The organism is Stenotrophomonas sp. LC732 (assembly GCF_052446685.1).
GTDB classification, from domain to species: domain Bacteria; phylum Pseudomonadota; class Gammaproteobacteria; order Xanthomonadales; family Xanthomonadaceae; genus Stenotrophomonas; species Stenotrophomonas muris.
Genome location: NZ_CP199214.1, coordinates 2,409,319 through 2,435,260, shown reverse-complemented (window position 1 = coordinate 2,435,260; position 25,942 = coordinate 2,409,319). Strand labels below are relative to the sequence as shown.

Genomic DNA, 25,942 nt, shown 5'->3' with positions numbered 1-25,942 from the left:
GCACGCTAGCACGGTTGCCGGGAGCCGCAACAGGTCCGCTTGTCGTTGGGGTTTGACGTCGAAGAGAGTCTGCGCGGATGATGCGCGGGCGCGCGGCGCAGGAGGGGATCTGTCAATGAGGGCACTGATGTGGGGGCTTGCGGGCCTGTTCGTGGCGTACGTGGCCGGTTGCTCGGCGATCTCGGCGTGGCATTCCCACGCGCTCGCCTCGGTCCCGGTCGGGGCGAGCAGGGTCGAGGTACTGCGAGCGTTGGGGCCCCCTGACGTGGTGGAGCACGCCGGTGTTCCCTTTACCCGCTATGCCAGCCGTGGATGCAGTGGTCGCTGTGCGCACCGATGGTGGTATGAGAACCGGCTGGGACTGGATACCGAAGCCTGGTCGGTGGAACTGGATGCTTCCGATCGCGTGATCGCAACGTCGCGCCTGACATCACCGTAGAGGACCGCAGCAAGCGCATGCGTATCCATCGTCCTTTCATCTTCATCGCAAGCCTGGCCCTGGTGGCGTGGTGCACGTTGATGGGCGTACTGGTGCTCATCCATGGCTTCAAGGAGCAGGGCCTGCGCTGCGGCAAGCTGTGCTCACTGCAGATCTCCATCCGCCTGCTTTTTGGTGATCGAGGATTCGAATTACTGGTGGCGCTGGGGCTCTTTGCCGCAGCGCTGATATGCGGGTACATCGCGCTGCGGGAGGGCATGCATGGCGGGCCGCAGAGGCGGGCGGGGCGCCGTGGGCGCAGACACCGCCGACCGGGACGGCCCCGGTCGTAAGGTGTCTGCACCGATGTAAATCGCTGCGTGTGCGGACGCTGCAGGTCGCTTCAGCGATGCAGGGCGTCGATGATCAGCCCGGTGGCGATCTCCACCAACAGGTACTCGTTATCGGACTGGCGCACCCAGCGCCGGTCGCGGCCCGGTTCGCGCAGGTCATAGCGCGCGTAATCGTCTACCCAGTAGCGGCGGTCCACTTCGGCCCACGGCAGGCGCTCGCCACGTCGCCAGGCCTTCTTCTGCCAGCCCGGCGGCGGCGCATCGCGGTGGTGCGGGCCGCCTGCGTGCGGCGGCGGGCCGTTGCCTCGGGCGTGGTGCGGCGGATCGGCGAAGGCGGGGGCCGCGGCCAACGCGGTGGCTGCGCTCAATGCGATGGCAAGCAAACGTGTGGTCTTCATGGGGATGCCTCCGTCATGGCCGCAGCATGCGGCGCTGTGGCGGGAATATAGGGCAGTCAGAGTGAATGAATACGGGTGTAGGCGGTACGTTCCTGAACAGACGGCGCGGCGTGCAGTCGCTGCCCTGAACGGGTCACCGGGCACCGCCCGCGGCCGAATCCGTTGCGGCCCAGCCTCCGCCCAACGACAGGAAAAGATCCAGCTGGCGGTCGACCCGGTCCGCGCGCGATGCAGCCAATGCGGACTCCGCATCTGCCAGCGCGGCCTGGGCCGAAAGCACATCGAGGAAATCGATCCTGCCGTAACGGTACAGCTGCTGCGCCTGCCCGGCGGCCCGCGCTGCATCCCCACGCGCCTGCGCCAGGCTGCGCTCGCGTTCAAGCTCCTGCGTGCAGGCAGAAAGCGCGGTCTCGGTCTGCCGCAGAGCCTGCAGCACGACGCCGTCAAAGGACGCGAGAGCGGCATCTGCATTGGCGCCGGCCGCCGCGATGCGGGCCTTGGCCACGCGGCGGTTGGGCCAGTGCCATGACAGCACGGGACCGATGCCCGCACCGAAGCCGTCGGCCGACAGCAGATGCGCCGGTGTGCCGGCCACGCCCGAAGAGGCGCCCAAGGTGATCTGCGGATAGAGACCCGCCGTCTCGACACCGATCATTGCAGTCGCGGCGGCCAGGCTGCGTTCGGCGGCACGTATGTCGGGGCGCCGCTGGAGCAGCTGCCAGCCATCACCGACCGGCAGCGCCTGCTCCAGCTCAGGGGGCTGGGGGCAGGCTTCGGCCTCCCTGGGATAGTCCGCCGGGAGCCTGCCCATCAATGCGGCCAGTTCGAACAGTGCGGCCTGCCGTTCCGCCAGCAGGTGCGGTATCGCCGCCGCGCTGCGATTGACGGCGGCACCGGCACGGCTGACATCGAAGTCCGTTCCGCGCCCGCCTGCAGCCAGGCGTCGGGTTGCGTCCAGGGTGGCGCGCTGCACCGCCAGCACCTGCCGGGTTGCAGCGAGCGTGTGATTGCGGGTGCACACCTGGAGATAGGCACGGGTGACGGCCGCAGCGACGACCACGCGGACCTGGTCGCGTGCCGCAGCAACCGCCTCCGCGTCGGCGTTGGCGGCTTCGATGCCGCGGCGGATGCCGCCTGCAAGATCCAGTGGATAGGAGAGGTGAAGGCCGAGCGCATACGACTGTGGCGCGGCCGATGCCTGGGTGTAGCCACCGGCATGGGTGAGCGTGCCCGATGCATCCACGTCGGCCTGTACGGCACCGCGCGCGCGATACTCCAGCACGGTGGCGCTGGCGCGCCGAAGGTTGGCATCGGCGGCGCGCAGGTCGGTATTGGCCGCCAGTGCTTCGCGTACGTAGGCGTCAAGCTGGGGGTCGCCATACAGGTGCCACCATCGATCCGGTGGCGCGTCGTGGCTGAACGATGCGTCCTGGCCTGAGACGAACGCCCGCGCAGCCTGTTGTGAAGCTGCGATGGCGTTCGCAGGCAGGTGATAGTCGGGGCCGGATACGCAGGCCGTCAGGGGCAGCAACAGGGCAAGCAGCCCACCACGTACTGTCCGCACGCTCACTTGCAGGCTCCCGGTGCCGAGGGCGTGATGGTCACACTCGCAGTGCGACCCACGATCAGGCGCGTATCCGGCGGCGCATCATCGATGCGGATGCGTACCGGGATGCGCTGTGCCAGCCTCACCCAGGTATAGGTCGGCGCCACGGCCGGCAGCAGGTTGTGCGTGCTTGAGCGCTGATCGTCGGCAATGCCGGCGGCGATGCTGTCAACGTGTCCGCGGACATCGCGGGTGTCGCCCATCAGCCGCGCCACGGCGGCATCGCCCTCGGTGATGCAGCCCAGCTTGGTTTCCTCGAAGTAGCCCTCGATGCGCAGGCTGCCGGTGTCGATCAGCGCCAGCGCCTGCGCGCCCGGTTGCAGGTAATCGCCCGCATGCAGGTCCAGGTTGGTGACGATGCCGTCGGTGCTCGCGCGCACCTCGGTGCGTTGCACGTTGAGCTGGGCAACGCGCTGTTCGGCCCGTGCCTGCGCCAGGGCGGCCAGCTCGGTGTCGACCTTGGCCGCATTGCGTTCGCGTGTCTCCGAGGCGACCAGGTTGCCCAGTGCGTTGTCCCGCGTCGATTCGCGGCGGGCCAGCGCCAGCGTCGCGCGTGCGCTGCTGACCGCTGCGTCGGCCTTCTCAAGCGCGGCAGCCAGGCGTGGCTGATCCAGCACCAGCAGCAGTTGTCCGGCGCTGACCCGCTGGTTGTCGTGCACCAGCACCTGGGTGACCAGCCCCCCCATGTCCGACGCAACGCGCACCACATCGGCGCGGACCCGTCCATCCCGCGTCCACGGGCGTGTTTCGTAACGCTTCCAGATGGACAGCGCGGCGACGACAGCAATCGCGAATACAACCAGCGTAGCGCTCCAGCGCCCGATGACAGCAAGCAGGTGTTTCATTTCATTTCTCGAGCAGGGGCGAGAGCCGGATCATCAGCTCCGCCAGGATCACGAACAGGGACAGGCCCACCAGTGGTCGCGCGGCGAACAAGCGGTACAGACCGAGACTGGCGAGCAGGCGCGAGGTCAGCATCGACAGCGCCAGCGCGGCGGCGGCCACGGCGAGCAGGCCGGGGATCAGCACGCCATCAATGGAGAGATCAGAAAACATGAGGTCAGTGCCGAAGGGTGAGAGCAGGCGCCAGCAGGTCGCGGCGCAATCCGCAGAGCAGGTGCGACAGATGCTCACGATCATCCCCGCTGCTGGCCACTGCTGCCTCGCGCATGCGGTCGAGCAGTTCCAGAAGATGGGCGTCGACGCTGCGTGGCGCGTGGGCACGAACCCTGAAATGTGCGGCGACGCGTTCGATCAGCGCCGCATGAAGCACCCGGACCTGCGGGTTTTCCTGGCACTTGTCCAGTGCGCGGAGTTGGTTGGATGCACGTACCGCACGCACGTCCGCAAACAATGCCCGCAGGTCGTCTGCGGCACTGGAACCGCCCCGCAACCGGGGAGCGAGCAGCCCGATTCGATCCAGCATGCGGCTGAGCCAGGCCCGGGCCACGCCACCTTGTCCGGCGGCGTGTCGTGCGATATCCCGACGGATCGAACGCTCCAGCCGTGCGCGGTTGCGGCCCGCATCGGCGGTCTGGAACAGCTGCATGCTGCACAGTGCCATTGTCGTACCCACGAACAACGCTACGCTGTTGTTGAGTGCGCCGACGATGTTGACCGTATTGGTCGCGCCCAGTCCCGCGATGAGCGGAAACGTCAGCACCACGCCCAGGGCAGCCATGATGAAGGGAGGCCGGGCCAGGAACGATCCGCACAGCAGCAGCGCAGGCGCCAGCGCGGCAATCAGGCCGACGACATCGGACAGCGCGGGGAAGATCAGCAGACCGTAGAGCAGGCCGACGGCAACGCCGATCAATGACCCCACCAGATAGCGCATGACATGCGGCGCAGGCGCTTCGATCGTGCCGAACAGCACGCACGCCGTGCCGATGATGGACACCGCCGTCGCGCCCTCCGACCAGCCGGTAACGATCCACAACACGCAGCTCAGCAGGATGCCGACGAACGCGCCCAGCGCGCTGCGCAGGGCAAGCCGATGATCCCGGTGAAGTACCGCACCCTGCGTATGTCGCGCAAGGCGGGCAGGTACATGCCGGCGCCAATCGGGGCGGGCGGTGTGCAGTTGCGCCTGCAGCACGCGGCAGTCGGCGTGGGCCAGGTCGAGCTCGGCCTGTTGCGCGACCAGGCTGGCCCGCAGCAGATCGCGCCAGCCCCTTGCATCCATTGCGCTGGCCTGTGGTGAACGCAGCCGGGCGATGGAATCTTCCACCGCGCTGGACAGCATCAGGACGTCCAGCATCCGGTCATGCAGGGCACGCAGGATCTGCACCTGGGCCACGCCTTGGGCACTGTCGAAGGGCAGGTGGATCGACAGCACATGCAGTTCGAGCAGGTCAGCTGCCACTTTCGAGCGGTCCGTCGCCAGCACCGTGTCCGATGCACCGGCGCACATGTCGCGCGTCCATCGTTCCGCATCATCCAGCACGGCAGCAACCCGCGCGTGCACGCGCATCGAGACCCGGCGCGGCAGCACCAGCGTATGTACCAGCGTTGCGGCCAGGATGCCGATGGCGATTTCCTGCACCCGCGTGATGGCAATGGTGAACACGTCTCCCGGCACCATCACCGCAGGAAAGCCGATCAGGCTGGTGGTATAGCCGGCCAGCAGGAACGCATAGGCACGCGGCGTGCGGTCGAGCATCGCCAGGTACAGGCACAGCGCCATCCAGGTGGCGAGCGCGGCGCTCAGCACCAGGGGTGCATTGGCGAAACGTGGCACCAGCACGACGGTGGCGACGGCCCCGCCCACGGTACCGAGCAGGCGGAACAGGCCGCGGCTGAGTGTTGCCCCGGACAGGGGCTGCGACACCAGATAGACCGTGCCGATCACCCAGAACGGGCGATTCAGGCCGATCCGCAGGGAGACATACAGCCCCAGCGACGCGGCGAGCAGGCATTTGAGCGAGAACAGCACCGCCTCCTGATCGGTCCTGAGGGCAGGGCTTTTCAACCGGGCGAATGCCTGGAACACGTGGGGACGGGCAGGAGTGGGGGAGTGCATGCGGCTCATGCTAGTGATCGGCCGCACCGGCGAATTTCGCTACAATGACAACCAATCGCTAAAACCGGTCAATGTGAGAATGGCTCGCATTTCGCTCCCCGGCTTTGACCTGGACCCTGACGAGACCGATCGCCCGGCGGTTGCCAGCCGCCTGCAGGTGGCCGAGCACGACGCGGAAATTCCGGTGCATGAGCACCGCAAGGGTCAGCTCATTCTTGCGCTGCATGGCGCGGTGACCTGCGAAGTGGCCAATGCGCTGTGGATCGTGCCGCCCCAGTGTGGCGTCTGGATTCCGGGCGGCATGCCGCACAGCAACCGCGCCACCGCCAACGCGCGCCTGTGCTACCTGTTCGTCGAGCCCGGCATCGTCGACCTGCCGGCGCAGTGCGTGACGCTGGCCATCTCGCCGATGCTGCGCGAGATGATCCTGCATCTGGCCGACGCGCCGCTGGACTATCCGCATGGCAGCCACACCGACCGGCTGGCGCGGGTGTTGCTGGACGAGCTGGTACAGATGCCGGCCGAGCATCTGTCGCTGCCGGTCAGCCATCACCCGAAGGTGCGTGCGCTGGCGGCGGCGCTGTCGGCGGATCCGTCAGACCGCAGCACCATCGGCCAGTGGGCCGTGCGCCTGGCCCTGGGCGAGCGTACGTTGACCCGCCTCATCGAACGGGAAACGGGACTGTCCTTCGGGCGCTGGCGGCAGCAACTGCACCTGCTCATCGCCATTCGGGAACTCGCCGCCGGTGCACCGGTACAACGCGTTTCCGAGACGCTGGGCTATGAGTCGGTGACGGCCTTCATCACGATGTTCAAGAAAGCGCTTGGCCTTTCCCCGGCGCGGTACTTTGCGGTGCGCCTGCGTGGGCAGTAGCCGGGGACAGCCCGGGAAGCTCCTGCCTGGAACAGCTACTTCGAGGTGCCGGAGACCGATTGAATCGCGGCCACCACCGCAGCAGGAACTTCGCGCTGGAGGGTGTGGCCGGTTGCCAGGTAGCGGTGCGAGCCGCGCGTGAATCCCGAAAAGAGCAGGGCGTGCTGTGCTTTCCAGAGTGCCTTGCCCTCTGCGGTTTCCTCGAAGAACAGCGGTTCGGCAGCCAGCTGGGTTGCAGTCAGCAGCGCTACCGGCACGTCCGGCATCGTGCGCGGGGTTTCCGCACCGGGTGCATCCAGCTGTTCGGTCAGCACGGCGTAGTCGGCGGCCATGGCTGGCGGCAGCATCGCCCGCAGCTGGGCATCATCTGCCTGCACGCGGGCACTGTCGGCCTGCTTGAACGCATGGCGCTGCCCCATCGTGGCCGGGTCCACCAGCACCAGGCCCTGCAGGCGCTCCGGATGGCGGCATGCAAACTCCGTGGCCAGTAGGCCGGCATAGGAATGACCCACCAGCACAACGCGGCGACCGGGGGCGAGCGTATCGATCACGGCCGTGAGGTCGGCCAGATGCGCATCGCCGACCGGCCAGGTGCAACAGATCACCGAGCCCGACGGCAGCAGCGTTTCCTATGTCTACGATGCGGCGCTGCGCTTGACCGATATCGAGGACAACGCGGGCAACACGATTTACTACACGCTGGACAATGCCGGCAATCGCCTCAAGGAAGACACGCTCGATGCAGGCGGTACCCTGCGCCGCACCCTGGCACGGACGTTCAACACGCTCGGCCAGCTGACCGCACTGAAGGACGCAGGCAATCACGCTACCGGCTTTGCCTACGATGCCAACGGCAACCCGCGGACCGTGACCGACGCCCTGCAGCGCGTGACCAGCCAGCAGTACGATCCGCTCAACCGACTGGCGCAGACCCTGCAGGATGTCGGCGGCGTGGCGGCGGAGATCCGCAGCCAGTACAACGCGCTGGACCAGGTCACCCAGGTCACCGACCCGAAGGGCCTGCATACCACCTATGCCTACAACGGTTTCGGTGATATGACCGGGCAAGTCAGCCCGGACAGTGGCGCCAGCAGCTTCACCGTGGACGCCGCCGGCAATCGCAAGACCGCTACCGATGCGCGTGGCGTCACCGCCACCTATCACTACGATGCACTCAACCGCCTGATCGGTATCGCCTACCCGGACCCCAATCTGGACGTGGGCTACAGCTATGACGTGGCGCCTGCTGCGTGTACCGCCGACGAGCGTTTTGCCAAGGGGCGCCTGGGGCAGGTGCTGCACGCCAATGGCAGCACCCAGTACTGCCATGACCGTTTCGGCCAGGTCACCCGCAAGGTGCAGACCGTCAATGGTGTGGCCACCACCCTGCGCTATGCCTACAGCAAGTCGGGTCGCTTGACCGCGCTGACCTACCCCGACGGCAGCGTGGCCGACTACGTGCGCGATACCCAGGGCCGCATCACTCAGATCGGCCTCACCCGCCCCGGCCAAGCGCGCCAGATCGTGGTGAACAACGTGACCTACGCGGCCTTCGGCCCGGCGACGGGCTGGACCTATGGCAATGGCCGCCAGCTGCAGCGTCCGCTGGACTTGGACTATCGCCCGCAAGCGGTGCATGACCCGGCCGCGGGCGGCCTGTCACTGGGCTACGGCTATGACCCGGTCGGTTCAATTACCGAGCTGAAGAACGGCGCAGGCTCGTCGGTGCTGGCCAAGTACGCCTACGACGCGCTGGGTCGCCTGACCCAGACCCAGGACGGTACGACCGGCACGCCGATCGAAACCTATGCCTATGACGCCACCGGCAATCGCACCGCGCTGACCACGTCGGCAGGCACCGCCAGCTACACCTATCCCGCAACCAGCCACTGGCTGACCGCAGTGGATGGCGAGGCGCGCACCCATGACGCGGTGGGCAATACCACCAGCATCGGCAGCAAGACGTTCACCTACAACGACGCCAACCGCATGAACGCGGTGAAGCAGGGCAATGCGGTGCTGGAAAGCTACGGTTACAACCATCGCGGCGAGCGCGTGTTGCGCTCCGCGGCCGCCGGCGCGGCTCAGATCACCTTGTACGACGAGGCGGGGCAGTGGCTGGGCAACTACTCGGCCACGGGGCAGGCGCAGCAGCAGGCCATCTGGCTGGACAACTACCCGGTGGCACTGATCAACACGCCGGCTACCGGCGTGCCGGAGCTGGCCTACGTGCAGCCGGATCATCTGGGCACGCCGCGCGTGGTGATCGATCCGGTACGGAATGTCTCGATCTGGGAGTGGAGCAACAAGAGCGAGGTGTTCGGCAACCAGATTCCGAGTACCGACCCGGATGGTGATGGAGTGGCGTTCGAGCTGGCGCTGCGCTTCCCGGGCCAGCAGGCCACGGATGCGAGTGGGTTGTTCTACAACTATCAGCGGGAATACGACCCGGCGGTGGGGCGGTATTCGCAGAGTGATCCAATTGGATTGGAGGGTGGGATTTCCACCTTCTCATATGTTGGCTCTCGGCCAACCTTCTCGATCGATCCGCAGGGGCTTCAGGTTATCGGAAGCCCAAGGGAGATGGCCAATCCCCTCGATGAGTCCCAGGCAAGAATGTTGCTTCCATGGGTTGCGGACATGACTCCAGGTGTCGGGGACGTCAAAGGCATTTACGAAGCATGTGAGAACCCAACGCCGGGCAATATTGCGATGGCGGCGATCTGTATTGGCCCTCTTAAGCTCCTGAAACTGCCAGTCAAAGCTGGCCGGATACTGCTCACATTTGGCCGAGTGGACAATCAGGTTTATCACGCCTTCCGACACGTCGAAAAGGCTGGGATGGATAGCGTTAGTGTGAAGGCGGCGATTGCCGCCGATATTGAGCGAATCGGGGCGAATCACCCCTCTGGAACATATTCTGGCTCTGTGATGGTCGACGGTGTTAAAATTGAATACAGCTCCCATAAGTTTCCTGATGGAAGCATTAATGTAAGTAGAATTACTCCGCCCAGGAATTGATGCATGTACAGGCATTTATCGGAATCTGAAAAATCATTAGTGAAATTGATGCTTCAAGGTGTGGATTTTCCGGGCATCACTGCTGATTCACTTGCGGCGATTGAAGTTGAGGAGATGGATGATGGCGGGATGGGGAGCCTGCTGTTCAAATCAAGCAATCTCGACCGTTTGCTTGGAAAGGAGCTGGCCAGCAAAACCTTTGTCGACACGGATGGGGTTGAAGTTATAGTGACACTTTCACTGGACAATTATGGAGATCTTTTTGAGTTGGATGTATGGAAAGTCGACTTCTCGCCAGTTATTAGCCTTCGTCCCAGGAGGCTGTCCGCTGCGGGCTAATAAGAGCCTAAACGTTTCCGCCCTCGCTCCTTAGCTATCCAAGGAGGCGCCCGGACTGAGGATGTTCCGAGCAATAGGTGATCGGTTGGACCTACGGCAACGGCCGCCAGCTGTAGCGTCCGTTGGATCTGGATTACCGCCCGCAGGCGGTGCATGACCCGGCCGCAGGTGGCCTGTCGCTGGGCTACGGCTATGATCCGGTCGGTTCGATCACCGAGCTGAAGAACGGCGCAGGCTCGACGGTGCTGGCCCAGTACGCCTACGACACGCTGGGTCGCCTGACCCAGACCCAGGACGGTACGACCGGCACGCCGATCGAAACCTATGCCTATGACGCCACCGGCAATCGCACCGCGCTGACCACCTCGGCAGGCACGGCCAGCTACACCTATCCCGCAACCAGCCACCGGCTGACCGCCGTGGACGGCGAAGCGCGCGACCATGACGCGGTGGGCAACACCACCCGCATCGGCGGCAAGTCGTTCATCTACAACGATGCCAACCGCATGAACGCGGTGAAGCAAGGTGATGCCGTGCTGGAAAGCTACGGTTACAACCACCGCGGCGAGCGCGTGCTGCGTACCCCGGCCGGTGGCGCGGCTCAGATCACCCTGTATGACGAGGCGGGGCAATGGCTGGGCAACTACTCGGCCACGGGCCAGGCGCAGCAGCAGGCCATCTGGTTGGACAACTATCCGGTGGCGCTGCTCAATGTGCCGGTTACCGGCGTGCCGGCACTGGCCTACGTGCAGCCGGATCATCTGGGTACGCCGCGCGTGGTGATCGATCCGGTACGGAATGTGTCGATCTGGGAGTGGAACAACAAGAGCGAAGTGTTCGGCAACCAGATCCCAAGTGCCGATCCGGACGGCGATGGTGTGGCCTTCGAACTGGCGCTGCGTTTCCCGGGCCAGCAGGCGACGGTGAATCGCCCAGGGTTCCGTAGACACCTCGCAGCCATAAACTATGGCTTAGGCGGAGGTGGTTATGAGCACGAAGCGGTACACCGATGAGTTCAAGATCGAGGCGGTCCGACAGATCGTTGAGTACGGCCGTCCGGTAGCGGAGGTTGCCGAGCGACTGGGCGTGTCGATCCATAGTCTTTACGGCTGGAAGCGGCAACAAGGCAAAGGCGATGTTGGCCGGCGTGTCGAGCAGGACCAGAACGCGGAAGTGCGCCGCCTCAAGGCTGAGCTACGCAGGGTCACTGAAGAGCGAGACATCCTAAAAAAAGCCGCCGCGTACTTTGCAAAGGGGTAAGAGCAAAGTACGCCTTCATGAAGCAACACGCAGATGAGTTCGGCCTCGCGGCGATGTGTCGGATGCTTGGCGTCCATCGCAGTGGCTACTACGCCTGGCTAAAAGAGCCGGCAAGCGCTCGCGACAAGGACGATCAGCGGTTGCTCGGCCTAATCAAGCACAGCTGGCTGGAAAGCGGCTCTGTGTATGGCCACCGCAAAGTGACCACAGATCTGCGCGAGCTTGGCGAGACGTGTAGTCGTCATCGCGTGGCACGCTTGATGAAGAGCGAGGGGCTGCGGGCAATGGTCGGCTACGGTCGGCGACCACGCCCATTGAGCGGCCCTGTTGGATCAGTCGCCAAGAACGTTCTGGCTCGCGGCTTCAAAGTCAGTGAGCCAAATCGCGCGTGGGTCACGGACATCACCTACATCCGCACGTACGACGGCTTCCTGTACTTGGCGGTAGTGCTTGATCTGTTTTCGCGTCAGGTCGTTGGATGGGCAACCCGACCAACTCAACATACGGACCTGGTTTTGCAGGCGCTATTGGCTGCAGTGTGGCGGCGCAAGCCAAGCCCCGGGCTTCTGCTTCACTCCGACCAGGGAACCCAGTTCACCAGCGAAGACTGGCAGAGCTTCCTGCGCGAGCACGACATCGTGTGCAGCATGAGTCGACGAGGAAACTGCCATGACAACGCAGCGATGGAGAGCTTCTTCCAGCTACTGAAGCGGGAGCGTATTAAGCGGAGGATCTACAGCAATCACGACGAGGCACGGGCCGACGTCTTCCAGTACATCGAGATGTTCTACAACCCAAAACGGCGGCACAGTTCCAACGACGGGCTGTCCCCGGTAGAGTTCGAGAAGCAGTACGCACTAAACGGCTGACGACTGTCTAGAAAACCCTGGGCGATTCACTGACCAGCGGGGTTCTTGCTTTGCCCGAAGAATGTAGGCTGGTGAGCAGGCCGGAGATGTCCGACGCGCGAGTCATGCGGAGATTTCCTCCGTTTGCCCGCAACGCGTGGTCGCGAGCGTCAAGCTATGGCGGCAAGTTCTATCTGTGTCCGGAGGGAAATGCTGGCCGCTGGGTCATGCGCGATGAAGAGCTGGGCCTTGTTTACAGCGGAATAAAGTTATAGGTGGCTGGGCGGTCTCACCTAGTAAGCGAAATGCGTGAGTGGCACGTGGCGATCTCCTTTCCCGGTGCCTGATTCGGCACTTTCCGGCCGAGCGTCGTGTGGGTTCGGGTATGTGTCAAATCGACCTTGCCACTTGTCCGTGTTCACGAATGGGAGGGCCGTGTAAGAAGATCGGATGGTCCGGCAAGCTTCAAGCACCCAGGCGTTCGGCAGGAAGATTGCTGGGCCGCGGTGACGACTGTGCGGGAGGACCTATGGGATATCGGCTCCATGGTCTATTGTGGCTGCAGCGCAGGCGGTGGATAGAGGCGAAGGGAAATGAAAGACAAACTGAGAGAAAGAGAGGCGCTGTCGCCAACTGGCTTCTATGACCAATACTATGCGGAGAGTGGTCTGGATCAGGAAACCGTAGTGGAGCTGCTGGAGCATGTTGCAGACGAGCTTCGTTTGCCCTCCGGGAGGCTCCGTCCTGGAGATCGATTTTCGAAGGAACTGTCGCCTGGTGAAGCTCATGGCTGGGACTCGGGGTATGGGGTGTTGATATTCGAGCTTCAATCGCTCGCAAAAAAGCGTGGTATTGCAGTCGATCGGCGGGTGGATTCGCTCGACGACTACATTCGTATCATGGCGGGTATCTATTGATGAGATTGATGCATCCCTGAATGGCTAATCGGCGTAGACGTCGCAGTGCGTACTGAGAATTCGGGGATGCCGAAGGTGAGGTATGCCGCCGCTGTCGTTGCCGGTCTGGTTCTGGCCGGCTGTGCAACATCGGGTGGCGATATGATCGTGCGCGTCTCGGGAAGCGTGCCGCCAGGTCAGGGTGACGTTCGCGCTCTAGATTGTGAGCTGAGTATGCTCGGGGAGGACGAAGGTGTAGTTTCGTCGAAACCGGTTGGAAGCACATTCTCGGTCCCCATGATGGTCGTTGCAGGGCCGGAACCCAGAAGCTACCAATTCGCCGTCGAATGCAGGGATGGTCGAAGGTTCGCATCCAAAGAAGTACAGATCAGTAGTCGGCGGTCATATGCCCGGGATCTCAATCTTGGGGAGCTTCAGGAGCGGTGACCGGCGATCGTCCTCGCGCATCCCAGAGCTCTGATCGGGAATCTAGTCCATGAGATTCATTTACGTGTTGCTCTTCATCCTAGGTGCGGCGCTGTTTTCATTTCGCAAACTCCAACGAGGTGAGCTGGGCGAGAAGCCGGTTTATGCCGCTTTGCAAAGCGCCGAGCTGGAGTACAGACGCCAGCCGGTTGGCGACCTGATCTATGAAGAAGGGGGCGGGCATCTGCTCGCCGGGTTCTCTGTAGACGCGCAAGCGAGGGTTTGGGTTGCGTTGGACACAACGAGGGACAATGGGGATCTGTTTGTCGTCCCTATGCACGGGGAACAGAGAATCTCTTGTCAACTCGTCGATCAACTGGTGTCGGCCAATGTTGGATCAGCACAGGCTAGGCACGCGTTGAAGTCGTCTTGCGTGAAGTAGGGCGTTGCGAGGCTGAAGAAATTCCCCGTACACGCCGCAGCAATGATGGCGGCGGTGATTCGGTCGTTCTGTTGTATGGGTTTGGGGAATTCCAGTAGATGAAAGATTTCAACGCGCTCGAATGGTGTGACGCCACGTTGCTGGCTATCAACATCGATAGAAGGAATCCAGGCGTATGCGATGAGGTAAAGGTCCACGTGCGCTGGCCGGACGGTCGGGAGTCAATCGTTTGCTTCCCGGAAGCGTACGGGTGCTCTGCGCTCATGAACTTCGGCGTACTGGGTGACGAGGGAATTGAGTTCGCCAGAGTTGACGATGACGCGCCGGGACTCGCTGATCTTCTTGATCGTTGGAAGGCGGTCGGCTATCCGCTGTCCGGCCTGAAGTGTTTTCGTATCGAGACCACCTCGACCGGTAGCGTCATTCTGATCTACGCCAGGACATGGCGGATCGAGCATCTGCCGATGGCGGGTGCAGTGCTCTGAAGGACATTCCGTGCCCAGATTCCTCACCCCCGACAAGGTCTCCCTCATCCGGGGGAAGGCGCCTGAGAAGACCGAGCGGAGATATCCTTGGGGTCAAGATTTTTGGCCCTGCGGCGACGTTGGCCGCCACACTCTGCAAATTGGGACCTTGATGATGGTGAGGATCCTGACAGCACTACTTCTGATTGGAGTCGGACTTGGATTCTCTGGCGGCGCATGGGCTGTAGGAAAGCGGCCCTTCAAGATGATCCAGTTCTGCGTGCATGACCAAGAGGGCGTGAATCGGTTCAAGCAGACCCTCAGCTCTATCGCCAAGGACGAAGGAATGCAGTTCTTCGATGGCAGCGCTGAATTGGATCGCCAGCTTGCCAGGGCAAAGGTGGACGTGAAACGCCCTGTCGTCTACATCGGAGTGAAGCGGGAAGATGGCTCGGGACTGGAGGCGGGGAACCTCGGATTGGATCGCTTCGAGATAGCTATTGGCTTCTCTCAAGGGAAGATGCCCGCCGAGGCATGGTCATTCTCTTTCCGCGTCGAACGCGCTTTGGCAGATCGCTGGAATGTACACGCGGTTCCCCCGAACAAGGGGGCTGCGCCGACCGCGTGTCGGGCGGGAGGCGATCCTCGCTGAAGTCCGTTGCACATGGCATTCACCCTTCGGGCTGCAACCGCCCTACCGCCTGGGCGCACAACGACTGGCAGGCCATGACCAACCCCTCCATCACGCGGTCGCCCACGTACTGCCCGGGTTCGCCGTTCTGCCGGGTGCGTTCGGCTGCCAGCAGCATTTCCAGCACCACCCGCAACCCAGTCAACGCGCAATCGGCGTCGGCCAGGGCCAGGCAGCGGCCGGGCAGCTGGTGACGCTCCGGCCAAGGTTGTCCGTCGGCTGCCGCACCGGAGCCGATGCGGTGGAGATTGGCAATGAAGGTGTTCCTGTCCACTGTTGGCGCAGCCGGAGGCGAACCGTCGTCGCCGGCGGTGCTGCGGTAGGCGTGCAGATGCGGGAGGTCCGATTCGTTCATGGCAAGGCTCCGTGCAGGGCAATCGGTAGCCGCCACCCGAAAGGTGGCGGGCGGTACGTGGTTCGAATCCGGGTTGGCCTCAAGCCGGCGGGCGCGAACGCCCCCAACGCACCGCCCGCCATAGCCGGCAGACGGATTGCCAGCCGGCGCCACGCATGGTGACGCCGGCTGGCAAGCGCACTTACTCAAGGCCAACACGGGATTCGAAGCCCGGCCACCCTTTTGCGGTGGCACGCCATCTGAGCCCCTGGCGCTGTGCAATGCCAATCAGAAGAGTTGCAAACATCACTCGATTGGAGACGCTTTTGACATTGTCCTACGCTGTTAAGCCCCGCCAGTGCTGGCTGGCGTAGTGATCCGCCCGCAGCGTGCAATCTGCGACAGGTGTCGAGGTTGTCACGGCGAACGGGACGGGCGCGGAGGGCCTATCGCGACAGGCGGTACCAATTCAGGCTGCGTGCCTCCCGGGTTGACGCTTTCAACGCCCCAGCGCACTCTGCGGGCTGGGGTCGACAACCCGTTCAGGGGCAGGGCTGCAGGGTGGTACCAGGAGGCGGAACAGCCATGAGCCAACTCACCGACAGCTTCGGACGCAGCTTTCCGTACCTGCGCTTGTCGCTCACCGAAGCCTGCAACTTCCGGTGCAGCTACTGCCTGCCCGACGGGTACCAGGCCGATGGCCACCCGCGTTTCCTGCAGGTGGAGGAGATCGGCCGCCTGGTGCGGGCCTTTGCGGCGCTGGGGATGAGCAAGATCCGCCTGACCGGTGGCGAGCCCAGCCTGCGCAGGGATCTGGACGAGATCATCGCCACCGTGGCGGCGGTGCCGGGCATCCGCAAGGTGGCCATCACCACCAATGGCACGCTGCTGCCGCGGCGCCTGCCGGGCTGGCACCGCGCCGGCCTGACCGCGCTGAACGTGAGCATGGACAGCCTGCAACGCGAGCGTTTCCACACCATCACCGGGCACGACCGCCTGCCGGAGATCCAGCAGGGCCTGGCCCTGGCGCAGGCGTTGGGCCTGCCGGCGATCAAGCTCAACGCGGTACTGCTGCGGGGCCTGAACGACGACGAGCTGCCGCAGTGGATGGACTACCTGCGTGACCGCCCCTTCAGCGTGCGCTTCATCGAGCTGATGCGCACCGGCGACAACGAAGCCTATTTCCAGCGCTACCACCTGCGCGCCGACGTGGTGGTCGAGCAGCTGCTGGCCGCGGGCTGGCACGAGCGTCCGCGCGCGGCCGACGCCGGCCCGGCGCGCGAGTTCGGCCACCCCGACCATCGCGGCAGCATCGGCATCATCGCCCCGTATTCGCGTGACTTCTGCAAGGGCTGCAACCGCCTGCGGGTGACCGCCAAGGGCGACCTGCGGCTGTGCCTGTTCGGCGAGTTCGGCGTACCGCTGCGCCCGCTGCTGCAGCGCGATGAGGACCACGACGCGCTGCTGGCACGCATCACCACCCAGCTTGGCCTGAAAGCGGCCGGGCATGGACTGCACCAGGGCCAGACCGGGCTGACCCCGCACCTGGCCTCCATCGGAGGATGAGCAACACGATGAGTGGGGAATTGAACGCGGCCTTCCACATGGCCGATGTGCGCAACAAGCGCATCAGCCGCCGCCGTGCGGTGGCGGTGGGCGAGCTGCATGCCGGTCCAGTGGCCTATCCGCTGATTGTCGAGCGCCGCCTGCCCAAGGGCGATGCGCTGGTGATGGCCGAGATTGCCGGCCTGCAGGGCGCCAAGATGGCCTCGATGCTGATGCCGCTGTGCCACCCGCTGCCGCTGGAACTGGTGCAGGTGTTCTGCGCGCCGGTACCGGAACGGCAGGCGATCCGCGTGTGGTGCGAGTGCGCCAGCGAGGCGCGCACCGGCGTGGAGATGGAGGCACTGGCCGGCGTCAACGCGGCGCTGCTGACCCTGTACGACCTGAGCAAGCCGGTGGAGCCGGCGTTGCGCATCGAAGGCATCCGCCTGCTGTTCAAGGAGGGCGGCAAGCGCGGTGTCTGGCTGCACCCGGACGGCATGGACGAGGCCGAGCGTGAGCGGTTCAAGCCGCGTGCGCCGAAGGGCCTGGAAGGCGCGGCCTGCGCGGTGATCACGCTGAGCGATCGCGCCAGCGAAGGCACCTATGAGGATATCTCTGGACCGACCCTGGTGACCGGGCTGAAGAAGCTGGGTGGCGAGGTGGTGGTCACCGAAGTGCTGCCCGATGGCATCGAGCCGTTGGCCAGCCGCCTGCAGGCGTTGGCCGCCGAGGGCGTGCGCCTGTGCCTGTGTACCGGTGGTACCGGGCTGGGCCCGCGTGACCTGACCCCGGAGGCGCTGCGTTCGTTGAATGCGCGGCCGGTGCATGGCCTGGCGCAGATGGTGCGGGCACTGAGCGCACAGCACACGCCGATGGCCTGGCTGAGCCGCGCCGAGGTGGTGCAGCTGGGCAACATGCTGGTGTTTGCATTGCCGGGCAGCCCGAAGGCGGCGGCGCAGTGCCTGGACATCCTGGCGCCGGTACTGGGCCACGCCCTGGCGATGGTCGAGGGGGATGGCCACGCATGATCCCCTACAGCGATGCCTTGCAGCACCTGCTGGACGCGGTCAAGCCGCTGCCGGCCGAACGCCTGCCGCTGCACGAGGCCGCGGGCCGCACGCTGGCCCGTGACATCCACAGCGCACAGTCGCTGCCGCCGTTCGACAATTCGGCGATGGACGGCTTCGCGCTGCGCGCCAACGGCGCGACGTTCGAGGCCGGTACCGAATTCGGGGTGCAGGGCTGGCAGGCGGCGGGCGATGCCGGTGCCGACGGCGGCGAGGGTGCCTGGGAAATCATGACCGGTGCGCGCATGCCGGTTGGCCTGGATACGGTGGTGCCGGTCGAGAATGTGGAGATCCTCACCAGCGAAGATGGACGCCCGACCCGCATCGCCCTGAAGGCATCGGTGAAGCCGGGCCAGAACGTGCGCCTGTGCGGCGAAGATGTGAGCGACGGCGAGCGTGTGCTGCAGGCCGGGCAGGTGCTGGACATCAACGCGCGCACCTTGCTGCATGCGATCGGCGTGGGCGAGGTGGCGGTGGTGGCGCGGCCAAAGGCAGCGGTGATCGCCACCGGCAAGGAGCTGGTGACCGAGGCGGCGCAGGCGCTGGAATCCGGGCAGATCCGTGACAGCAACCGGCCATACCTGGTCGGCCGCCTGCAGGCCGCCGGTGCCGAGGTGGTCTGGCAGGGCACGGTGGGCGATGAGGTGGCCGCCTTCAATGCCGTACTGGATCAAGCGCTGGACGCGGGTGCGCAGCTGTTGATCAGCACCGGCGCGGTGTCGGCCGGCCGCTACGATTTCATTCCCGACGCGCTGCGCGGCCGCGGTGCGCGCATCGTGTTCCACAAGGTGGCGATCCGCCCCGGCAAGCCGTTGCTGTTCGCGGTGCTGCCCAATGGCACGCTGTATTTCGGCCTGCCGGGCAACCCGGTGTCGGCTGCGGTGGGCCAGCGCTTCTTTGTCGAGCCGGTGCTGCGCCGCCTGCTGGGGCTGGCACCGGAGCAGGTGCTGATGTTGCCGCTGCAGGCCGACGTGCGCACGCCGCCGGGCCTGCGCTTCCATGCGCGGGCCCGGGTGGAAGTGGACGCGCAGGGCCGCCTGAGTGCGCGCGTGCTGGCAGGGCAGGAGTCGTTCCGTTTGATGTCCATGCTGCAGGCCAACGCCTGGGTGGTGCTGGACGGCGAGGGCGGTCTCGCCCCTGCCGGCACGCCAGTGCGCGTGCAGGGCTGGGGTCATCAGGACCCGGTGCAGCTGGCGAGCCAGGAGCCGTGATGAGACAGGTGAATCTGCAATTGTTCGGTGCGTTTTCCGATCTGGATGCCAGCCGCGAGATCGCCGTGGATGTAGCCGGTGGCACCGTGGCCGATCTGCGCCAGGCGCTGCGCGAGCTGCTGCCGCTGCGTTGGCCGGGTTTCCGTGCCGGCTTGCTGGATTACTCGGCATTCGCCGACCAGCAACGCGTGCTGCGCGACCACGAGGCGCTGCCCGACGATGGCCGGGTGGCGATCCTGCCGCCGGTGAGCGGGGGCTGAGCGATGAGCGAGACGATCATCGCCAAGGTCGTGGACCGCGCGCAGGCGGCAATCGATCCGGCCGAGGGCATCGCGGCGGTTTCCGATACGGGCTTCGGCGGCATCGACGTGTTCATCGGGAAGGTGCGCGACGTCAACGTGGGCCGGCGGGTGACCGGGATCACCTACGATCTGTTCGAACCGCTGGTGCTGAACGAATTCAAGCGCCTGGCCGCCGAGGTCGAAGCCACGTTCGGTCCGAAGCTGAAGCTGTATGTGGCGCATGCCAAGGGCCGGCTCGGCATCGGCGATGTGGCGGTGGTGGTGGCCGCCGGCAGCCCGCACCGTGACGAGGCGTTCCGCGCCTGCCGGCAGTTGATCGAGGTGGTCAAGCACCAGTGCCCGATCTGGAAGCAGGAGCATTACGAGGACGGCGACAGCGCGTGGAGCGAGGGTTGCAGCCTGTGCCATGCGGACGGCGAACCCGGCCATGACCATGCGCACGATCACGAACATCCCCATTGATGGCATCGTGCTGGCCGGCGGCCTGTCCAGCCGGATGGGCCGCGACAAGGCGCTGCTGCTCTGGCACCGCCGCACGCTGCTGGAACACATGCGCGGCCTGCTGCTGCAGGCCGGCGCCGGGAGGGTATGGGTGAGCGGCGACTACCCAGCTTTTGGTGGCATCCCGGACCGGGTCGCACGCTGCGGCCCGCTGGGCGGCCTCTACAGTGTGGCAATGCAGATGCCAGACGGCCCCGCCTGGGTGGTGCCGGTCGATACGCCGCGGGTGACACCCGCGCTGTTGCAGCGGCTGCAGGCCGATCAAGGGCGTGCCTGCACGGTATTCGACGATGAACCGTTGCCGATGCGGTTGCGGATCGATGATCATTGCCGCCGCGTGCTGCAGGCCTTGATCGATGATCCGACGGCGCGCCGTTCACTGCGCGCCCTGCAGGAACGCCTGGGCGTGACACGGATGCCACTGGCGCCGGAGGATCAGGCGTTGCTGCTCAACTGCAACACCCCGTCGGAATGGGAGTCCATCACAGCATGAAGGTCCAGCTGCAACAGCAATCGATGCGCCTGCGCGTGGATGAGGAAGAACTGGCAGGATTGCTGGCCGGCGAATCAGTGGAGAACCTGACGCGCTTTGGTGGCAGCGGTGGCTGGGGCGTGGCGCTGTCGCTGCATGCCGGCGATCAGGCGGTGCTGCTCGATGGCGGGACATTCTGCCGGTTGGTACTGCCTCGCCAGGCCGTTGAGTTGCTGGCGGGCAGGCTGCCCTGCCGGGATGGGCTGGGCTTCGGTATCGCGTTGGATGACGACAGCATGCTGCAGCTGCAGTTCGACGTGGACGTGCGCGACAGCATGCGGCAGCGTGGCCCGCAGCGGCGTTCCGAACCCGCGCCAGAGTAGGCGCACGTTGCGCAGGGCCGGGCGGTGCGCTGTCGTATGATGAGGGCCTTCGTTCCTGCCTCGCTGCAATGCCCCTGAACCCCTCCGCTCCCTCTGCGTCCCGGCCGGCCACGCCCAATCCGGCAGCAGCCGATGACGGAGACGCGCTGCACTTCTGCAGCACCTGTGCGTTCTCCGACGCCTGCATGTCGCAGGGCTACGACAAGACCGCGCTGGGCGAACTGCATGTGCTGGTCGACCACGTAGGCCCGTTCCAGGCCGGCGACTACCTGTTCCGTGCCGGCGATCCGTTCGACTCGATCGCCGCGGTGCGTGCCGGCATGGTCAAGACGTTCGTCGATGACAGCCAGGGCAACGAGCAGGTGCTGGGTTTCAGCCTGCCGGGCGAGGTGATCGGGCTCAATGCCATCCACGGCGCGCGCTTCCCTTGCAACGCCGTGGCCCTGGACACCGTCTACCTGTGCCGGATCTCGTTTCCGCGATTGAGCCTGCTGGCCACGCGCATGCCGGGGTTGCAGGCGCGGCTGTTCAGCCTGCTCAGCGCCGAGATCGGCAAGGTCGCCACGCTGGCCGCCAACCATCGCACCGAGGAGCGCATGGCGGCGTTCCTGCTGGATCTTTCCGAGCGCTATGCCCGGCGCGGATTCTCCGCCACCCGTTTCAACCTGAGCATGGCCCGCACCGAGATCGCCAACTACCTGCGGATGGCGCCGGAGACGGTGAGCCGGGTACTGCGCCGCTTGAGCGACGACGGTGTGATTGCGGTGAACCAACGTGAGATGCTGTTGCTGGACCCGGACCGGCTGGCGGAACTGGCCGTAGCCCGGGACGCCGGACTGGACTGATCAGGCAGGGGGCTGGGCATGAAGCGAGCGGCATTGTTGTGGCTGGGCCTGCTGGCCACGGTACCGGCCTGGGCGGCCGACCTGACGGTGTCGGCGGCGTCGAGCCTGACCGAGAGCTTCCGCGAACTGGGTGCGGCCTATGAGAAGACGCACCCGGGAACCAGGGTCGATTTCAACTTCGCCGCCTCTGGCGTACTGCTGCAGCAGATCAGCCGCGGCGCGCCGGTGGATGTGTTCGCGTCGGCCGATGAAGCCACCATGGACCAGGCCCAGCAGCAGGACCTGCTGGCGGCCGGCAGCCGCGCGGTGTTCGCGGTGAACGCGCTGTGGGTGGTGGCGCCGCCGCAGGCCAGGGCCGCGCCGCGCAGCTTGAAGGACCTGGCCGGTGCCGGCGTGCAACGCATCGCACTGGGCAACCCGGACAGCGTGCCGGTCGGCCGCTATGCCAAGGGCGCGCTGGAAGCGGCCGGCCTGTGGCCGTCGGTGCAGGGCCGGATCATCACCACGCAGAACGTGCGCCAGTCGCTGGATTACGTGGCGCGCGGTGAAGTGGATGCCGGCTTCGTCTATGCCACTGACGCGCAGGCGATGCCGGACCGGGTACGCCGTGCCTTCGCGGTACCGGTGTCCGGGCGCATCGCCTATCCGCTGGCGGTGACCAGGGCAAGCGCGCAGCCGGCAGAGGCCAAGCGGTTTGTCGCCTTTGTGCGTTCGGCGCAGGGCCAGGCGATCCTGGCCCGGCACGGATTCGGCAAGCCCTGACGCATGGATCTGGACTGGAGTGCATTGGGGTTGTCGCTGAAGGTGGCCGGCTGGGCCACCGCGGCCAACCTGGTGCTGGGCGTGGCGCTGGGCGCGCTGCTGGCGCGTCGGCGCTTTCCCGGCCGTGAGCTGCTGGATTCGCTGTTGACCCTGCCGATGGTGCTGCCACCAACGGTGCTGGGGTATTACCTGCTGGTGCTGATCGGTCGCAACGGCCCGATCGGCGCGTGGCTGCAGTCGTGGTTCGGCATCAACCTGGTGTTCACCTGGCAGGCTGCGGTGATTGCGGCGGCGGTGGCTTCGCTGCCGCTGGTGTTCAAGCCGGCACGCGCGGCGTTCGAGGAAGTGGACGGACAGCTGGAGCAGGCCGCGCGGACGCTGGGTGTGTCCGAAGCGGCGGTGTTCCTCCGCGTCACGCTGCCGCTGGCCTGGCGCGGCATTCTTGCCGGCCTGTTGCTGGCGTTTGCACGCGCGATGGGTGAATTCGGCGCGACGTTGATGGTGGCCGGCAGCATTCCGGGCCGGACGCAGACGTTGTCGATCGCCATCTACGAGGCGGTGCAGGCCGGTCAGGACGGCAAGGCCAATGCGCTGGTGATCCTGACCTCGGTGGTGTGCATCGTGATCCTGTTGCTGGCTGCGCGGTTGGTGGGCGGACGTCGCCGGGAGCTGCGTGATGTGGCTTGACCTGCAGGTGCAGCGTCGCCTGCAGGCGGCCGGCCAGGATTTCGTGTTGGACGTATCGCTGCAGTGCACGCAGCGGCAGGTGGTGCTGTTCGGACCCTCCGGCGCCGGCAAGAGCCTGACCCTGAAGGCGGTGGCCGGGCTGCTGCGGCCGGGCCAGGGCCATGTGCGCCTGCAGGGGCAGACCCTGTTCGATACGGCCACCGGCGTGGACCTGCCACCGCAGCGCCGTCGGCTGGGCTACGTGTTCCAGGATTACGCGTTGTTCCCGCACCTGAGCGTGCGCCAGAACGTGGCGTTCGGGCTGCAGAAGGGATGGCTGAATCCGCGGGTCGGCCAGCGTTTCGATGCGGTGGAGCAGTGGCTGCACGCATTCCGCATCGACACGGTGGGCGATCTGCTGCCATCACAGATTTCCGGCGGACAGCGCCAGCGTACCGCGCTGGCGCGCGCGCTGGTGACACAGCCGCAGGCGCTGCTGCTGGATGAACCGTTTTCCGCGCTGGACCACGACCTGCGCCAGCACCTGCGCCAGGAGCTGGAGACCGTGCTGGACAAGACCGGCATTCCGCTGCTGTTGATCAGCCATGACCCGCAGGATGTGGCCATGTTCGGCCAGCAGGTGGCGCGCGTGGTGGATGGCCGCATGGTCGACGGTTGACCTGCACCTGTAGAGCCGAGCCCATGCTCGGCTGCTCTGCGCGACAACGCCAACAGCAGCCGAGCGTGGGCTCGGCTCTACAGGATCAACGGATCAGTACAATTCACAGTGCGTGCGGCCTTCATTGCGCAGCGTGTCCCAGTGGCCTTCGCCGCCGATGGCATCGATGGCCTCGCGCACCGCGCTTTCCAGGTGGCGCTTGTTGCCGCACAGGTACAGATGCCCACCGCGGGCCAGCACATCGCGCACTTCATCGCCGCGCTGCTGCAGCACATGCTGCACATAGATCTTTTCGGCGCCATCGCGCGAGAACGCGGTATGCAGGCCGGCCAGCACGCCACGCGTGCGCCAGTCCAGCAGCTGGTCACGGTACAGGTAGTCGTGCTGGCGGTGCTTCTCGCCAAACACCAGGTGCACTTCGCGTTCGCAGGCCTTGGCCTGCAGTTCCTGCAGCAGGCCCATCAAGGGTGCGATGCCAGTACCGGTACCGACCAGCAGCAGCGGTGCCTCGCCGGTATCGGGCAGGTGGAAGCCGGGGTTGGAGCGGCGGTACACACGGGCATGGTCGCCTCCATGCAGCAGGCTGCCGGTGGCAGTGCCGAAGCGTTCGCGGCCGCGCAGGGTGTAGCGCACTTCGCGCAGGCACAGGCTCAGCTGGTCGTCGCACGGGTGCGAGGCGATCGAATAGGCGCGCGGCAGCCGCGGTGACAGCAGTTCGCGCAGCCGGGCAAGCGGCACGCTGTCCGGCGTGGCGTGGTCCTGCAGCACGTCCAGCAGGTCCAGGCCGTGCAGGTAGGCGTCCAGCTCGCGCTTCTGGCTGACCTTCAGCAGGCCCTTCAGTGCCTCACTACCGCCCAGCCGGGCCAGTTCGCGCAGCACGCCCTTGCTCAGCAGGCGCAGCTCGCGGTCGTGCAGGGCGGCCACGGCGGCGGTGTCGCCGTACCAGGTGGCCAACGCCTGCAGCAGGGCAGGATCGTTCTCGGGTACTACGTGCAGGGTGTCGCCCGCGCGATAGGCCATGCCACTGCCGGCAATGTCCAGTTGCAGGTGCCACGCGGCCGGGTCGCTGCTGTTCAAGCGGCGGCGTTCGAGGATGCGCGCGGCAAAGGCATTGTCTTCGCCATAGGCGGTGACCTGCAGGTGCAGGTGCTGGCCAGCGCTGAGGTCACCCTCCAGCACCTGGCCCAGCACCGGCTGCCATTGCTGGAAGAACTGCTCGTAGCCCAGATCGGCGTCCACCCGCTGCAGCAGCGGCTGGGCCTGGCGCTCGCTCAATGCAGCATCCAGCGCCTTGGTGAAGCCGCAGAAGCTCGGGTAGCCGGTGTCACCAAGGCCGAACACCGCATAGCGCAGGCCGCGCAGCGTCGGGGTCTGGCGCAGTGTTTCGAAGAACTGCTCGCCATTGGCCGGCGGTTCGCCATCGCCGAACGAGCTGGAGATTGCCAGCAGCACATCGCCTTGGCCGAGACTGGCCACGTCGATGTCGTTGAACGGGAGTACCTGCGGCCCGTGCAGCTGCAGGCCCGCGCCCAGGCGCTGGGCCAGGGCGCGGGCGTTGCCCGACTCGGACGCAAAACCCACCAGCAGGCGGCTGAAGGGCGTACTGGTCGGGAGAGCGTTCACGCGGCCTCGTAGAAGTCGTCGAACTTTTCCTTGCTGAACTCGACCAGGTCGTAGTTCTGCATCAGGTCGTTCACCACGCGGCGGATGCTGATGTACGAGGTGATGTTGCCGTCGGCGTCGAACAGCGGCTGCACGGTGGTGTCGACCACGTAGAGCACGCCGCCTTTGCCAAGGTTGGGCACGATGCCGGTCCAGGTCTTGCCGGCCTTGATGGTGTCCCACATGTCCTTGTAGACGGCCTTGGGCACGTCCGGGTGGCGCACGATGCTGTGCGGCTGGCCGATCAGTTCCTCGCGGGCGAAGCCGGTGAGCGTGCAGAACAGGTCATTGGCGTAGGTGATGTTGCCCTGCAGGTCGGTGGTGGAGATCACCATGACGTTCTGCATGGCGTTCAGCAGCTGGGCGTTGTCGGGGGTGTAGCTCATCGCAGGGTCCTTGTGGATGCCGGCAGTGCCGGCGTGTTCGGGTCCTGCATAGAAATACGCCCGCGCGGC

General features: G+C 65.5%; 28 protein-coding genes and 3 pseudogenes. 22 read left to right on the top strand and 9 right to left on the bottom strand.

Annotated elements, in window-relative coordinates; all coding sequences use genetic code 11:
- Nucleotides 1-115: 115 nt before the first annotated feature.
- Together ACT6SE_RS11685 and ACT6SE_RS11680 are read left to right on the top strand one after the other, a co-directional pair.
- Complete coding sequence (locus ACT6SE_RS11685) at nt 116-439, top strand: hypothetical protein (RefSeq protein WP_080342761.1); 324 nt, start codon at nt 116-118, stop codon at nt 437-439.
- A 17-nt stretch (nt 440-456) separates the two neighbouring features.
- Nucleotides 457-771 carry a hypothetical protein gene (locus ACT6SE_RS11680; protein ID WP_049420791.1) on the top strand — a complete coding sequence of 105 codons (315 nt, stop codon included), beginning with the start codon at nt 457-459 and terminating at the stop codon, nt 769-771.
- Nucleotides 772-821: 50 nt separating this feature from the next.
- Here the strand turns inward: ACT6SE_RS11680 and ACT6SE_RS11675 are convergent, their stop codons facing one another.
- The 5 genes from ACT6SE_RS11675 to ACT6SE_RS11655 all read right to left on the bottom strand — a co-directional run bounded on the left by ACT6SE_RS11675 (nt 822) and on the right by ACT6SE_RS11655 (nt 5,797).
- Entirely contained in the window at nt 822-1,169 is a 348-nt protein-coding gene (locus tag ACT6SE_RS11675) for an RcnB family protein (RefSeq protein WP_046431019.1), read from the bottom strand.
- 133 nt (nt 1,170-1,302) lie between these two features.
- Nucleotides 1,303-2,739: an efflux transporter outer membrane subunit gene (locus tag ACT6SE_RS11670; RefSeq protein ID WP_046431017.1), complete on the bottom strand. Its 1,437-nt coding sequence runs from the start codon at nt 2,737-2,739 to the stop codon at nt 1,303-1,305.
- Nucleotides 2,736-3,620: an efflux RND transporter periplasmic adaptor subunit gene (locus tag ACT6SE_RS11665; protein WP_046431015.1), complete on the bottom strand. Its 885-nt coding sequence runs from the start codon at nt 3,618-3,620 to the stop codon at nt 2,736-2,738. The genes ACT6SE_RS11670 and ACT6SE_RS11665 overlap by 4 nt, the downstream gene beginning before the upstream one ends.
- A 1-nt stretch (nt 3,621) precedes the next feature.
- Nucleotides 3,622-3,831 (bottom strand): DUF1656 domain-containing protein, encoded by a 210-nt coding sequence (locus tag ACT6SE_RS11660; RefSeq protein WP_014647401.1) that lies wholly within the window; start codon nt 3,829-3,831, stop codon nt 3,622-3,624.
- A gap of 4 nt (nt 3,832-3,835) precedes the next feature.
- The gene (locus ACT6SE_RS11655; RefSeq protein ID WP_227864601.1) at nt 3,836-5,797 is read right to left on the bottom strand and encodes an FUSC family protein; all 1,962 of its coding nucleotides are present in this window, start codon (nt 5,795-5,797) and stop codon (nt 3,836-3,838) included.
- A gap of 79 nt (nt 5,798-5,876) precedes the next feature.
- Here ACT6SE_RS11655 and ACT6SE_RS11650 point away from each other — a divergent pair, with 79 nt between their 5' ends.
- Nucleotides 5,877-6,671 (top strand): AraC family transcriptional regulator, encoded by a 795-nt coding sequence (locus tag ACT6SE_RS11650; protein ID WP_033835087.1) that lies wholly within the window; start codon nt 5,877-5,879, stop codon nt 6,669-6,671.
- Between the two features lie 35 nt (nt 6,672-6,706).
- Here the strand turns inward: ACT6SE_RS11650 and ACT6SE_RS11645 are convergent.
- Nucleotides 6,707-7,249: pseudogene (locus tag ACT6SE_RS11645) on the bottom strand (alpha/beta fold hydrolase); the annotation flags it as partial.
- Between ACT6SE_RS11645 and ACT6SE_RS11640 the strand changes: the two are divergent.
- The 8 genes and pseudogenes from ACT6SE_RS11640 to ACT6SE_RS11605 all read left to right on the top strand — a co-directional run.
- A pseudogene (locus ACT6SE_RS11640) lies at nt 7,179-9,230 on the top strand (RHS repeat-associated core domain-containing protein); the annotation flags it as partial. The pseudogenes ACT6SE_RS11645 and ACT6SE_RS11640 overlap by 71 nt on opposite strands.
- Nucleotides 9,231-9,695: 465 nt before the next feature.
- Entirely contained in the window at nt 9,696-10,031 is a 336-nt protein-coding gene (locus ACT6SE_RS11635) for a DUF6984 family protein (RefSeq protein ID WP_180834333.1), read from the top strand.
- An 83-nt stretch (nt 10,032-10,114) separates the two neighbouring features.
- Nucleotides 10,115-10,954 (top strand): annotated as a pseudogene (locus ACT6SE_RS11630) (RHS repeat-associated core domain-containing protein); the annotation flags it as partial.
- A gap of 64 nt (nt 10,955-11,018) precedes the next feature.
- Nucleotides 11,019-12,160 (top strand): IS3-like element ISStma9 family transposase gene (locus ACT6SE_RS11625; RefSeq protein WP_087944428.1). Its coding sequence is split into 2 segments (ribosomal slippage): nt 11,019-11,256 and nt 11,256-12,160, totalling 1,143 coding nucleotides; the frame shifts between segments, so codons are not numbered across the junction.
- 572 nt (nt 12,161-12,732) lie between these two features.
- Entirely contained in the window at nt 12,733-13,056 is a 324-nt protein-coding gene (locus ACT6SE_RS11620) for a hypothetical protein (RefSeq protein WP_069116524.1), read from the top strand.
- A 475-nt stretch (nt 13,057-13,531) separates the two neighbouring features.
- Nucleotides 13,532-13,903 carry a hypothetical protein gene (locus ACT6SE_RS11615; RefSeq protein ID WP_049420413.1) on the top strand — a complete coding sequence of 124 codons (372 nt, stop codon included), beginning with the start codon at nt 13,532-13,534 and terminating at the stop codon, nt 13,901-13,903.
- A 98-nt stretch (nt 13,904-14,001) separates the two neighbouring features.
- Nucleotides 14,002-14,388 (top strand): hypothetical protein, encoded by a 387-nt coding sequence (locus ACT6SE_RS11610; RefSeq protein WP_049420411.1) that lies wholly within the window; start codon nt 14,002-14,004, stop codon nt 14,386-14,388.
- A 244-nt stretch (nt 14,389-14,632) separates the two neighbouring features.
- Entirely contained in the window at nt 14,633-15,019 is a 387-nt protein-coding gene (locus tag ACT6SE_RS11605; RefSeq protein ID WP_049420417.1) for a hypothetical protein, read from the top strand.
- A gap of 19 nt (nt 15,020-15,038) precedes the next feature.
- Here the strand turns inward: ACT6SE_RS11605 and ACT6SE_RS11600 are convergent, their stop codons facing one another.
- Complete coding sequence (locus ACT6SE_RS11600) at nt 15,039-15,413, bottom strand: hypothetical protein (RefSeq protein WP_049420410.1); 375 nt, start codon at nt 15,411-15,413, stop codon at nt 15,039-15,041.
- 564 nt (nt 15,414-15,977) lie between these two features.
- Between ACT6SE_RS11600 and moaA the strand changes: the two genes are divergently transcribed.
- The 11 genes from moaA (at nt 15,978) to ACT6SE_RS11545 (ending at nt 23,825) form a co-directional block, all read left to right on the top strand.
- The gene (moaA, locus tag ACT6SE_RS11595; protein WP_049420408.1) at nt 15,978-16,958 is read left to right on the top strand and encodes a GTP 3',8-cyclase MoaA; all 981 of its coding nucleotides are present in this window, start codon (nt 15,978-15,980) and stop codon (nt 16,956-16,958) included.
- 8 nt (nt 16,959-16,966) lie between these two features.
- Nucleotides 16,967-17,965 (top strand): bifunctional molybdenum cofactor biosynthesis protein MoaC/MoaB, encoded by a 999-nt coding sequence (gene moaCB / locus ACT6SE_RS11590; RefSeq protein ID WP_046431005.1) that lies wholly within the window; start codon nt 16,967-16,969, stop codon nt 17,963-17,965.
- A complete protein-coding gene (locus ACT6SE_RS11585; protein ID WP_046431004.1) occupies nt 17,962-19,215 on the top strand; it encodes a molybdopterin molybdotransferase MoeA in 1,254 nt (417 codons plus the stop codon). The genes moaCB and ACT6SE_RS11585 overlap by 4 nt, the downstream gene beginning before the upstream one ends.
- Nucleotides 19,215-19,475, top strand: a complete 261-nt coding sequence (locus ACT6SE_RS11580; protein ID WP_005409914.1) for a MoaD/ThiS family protein — start codon at nt 19,215-19,217, stop codon at nt 19,473-19,475. Before ACT6SE_RS11585 ends, ACT6SE_RS11580 begins: the two co-directional genes overlap by 1 nt.
- A 3-nt stretch (nt 19,476-19,478) precedes the next feature.
- Nucleotides 19,479-19,979, top strand: a complete 501-nt coding sequence (locus tag ACT6SE_RS11575; protein ID WP_046431002.1) for a molybdenum cofactor biosynthesis protein MoaE — start codon at nt 19,479-19,481, stop codon at nt 19,977-19,979.
- Nucleotides 19,945-20,511, top strand: a complete 567-nt coding sequence (gene mobA, locus ACT6SE_RS11570; protein ID WP_046431000.1) for a molybdenum cofactor guanylyltransferase — start codon at nt 19,945-19,947, stop codon at nt 20,509-20,511. Before ACT6SE_RS11575 ends, mobA begins: the two co-directional genes overlap by 35 nt.
- Nucleotides 20,508-20,873, top strand: a complete 366-nt coding sequence (locus ACT6SE_RS11565; protein ID WP_046430998.1) for a hypothetical protein — start codon at nt 20,508-20,510, stop codon at nt 20,871-20,873. Before mobA ends, ACT6SE_RS11565 begins: the two co-directional genes overlap by 4 nt.
- 68 nt (nt 20,874-20,941) lie before the next feature.
- Entirely contained in the window at nt 20,942-21,718 is a 777-nt protein-coding gene (locus tag ACT6SE_RS11560; RefSeq protein ID WP_046430997.1) for a helix-turn-helix domain-containing protein, read from the top strand.
- Between the two features lie 18 nt (nt 21,719-21,736).
- Nucleotides 21,737-22,480: a molybdate ABC transporter substrate-binding protein gene (modA, locus tag ACT6SE_RS11555; protein ID WP_046430996.1), complete on the top strand. Its 744-nt coding sequence runs from the start codon at nt 21,737-21,739 to the stop codon at nt 22,478-22,480.
- A 3-nt stretch (nt 22,481-22,483) separates the two neighbouring features.
- Nucleotides 22,484-23,167: a molybdate ABC transporter permease subunit gene (modB, locus tag ACT6SE_RS11550; protein WP_046430995.1), complete on the top strand. Its 684-nt coding sequence runs from the start codon at nt 22,484-22,486 to the stop codon at nt 23,165-23,167.
- Entirely contained in the window at nt 23,157-23,825 is a 669-nt protein-coding gene (locus ACT6SE_RS11545; protein WP_046430993.1) for an ATP-binding cassette domain-containing protein, read from the top strand. The genes modB and ACT6SE_RS11545 overlap by 11 nt, the downstream gene beginning before the upstream one ends.
- Before the next feature lie 93 nt (nt 23,826-23,918).
- Here ACT6SE_RS11545 and ACT6SE_RS11540 read toward each other — a convergent pair whose 3' ends face one another.
- On the bottom strand, nt 23,919-25,448 hold the full coding sequence (locus ACT6SE_RS11540; protein WP_046430992.1) for a diflavin oxidoreductase: 1,530 nt from the start codon (nt 25,446-25,448) through the stop codon (nt 23,919-23,921).
- Nucleotides 25,445-25,873, bottom strand: a complete 429-nt coding sequence (locus ACT6SE_RS11535) for a PAS domain-containing protein (RefSeq protein ID WP_005409905.1) — start codon at nt 25,871-25,873, stop codon at nt 25,445-25,447. The genes ACT6SE_RS11540 and ACT6SE_RS11535 overlap by 4 nt, the downstream gene beginning before the upstream one ends.
- Nucleotides 25,874-25,942: the final 69 nt, after the last annotated feature.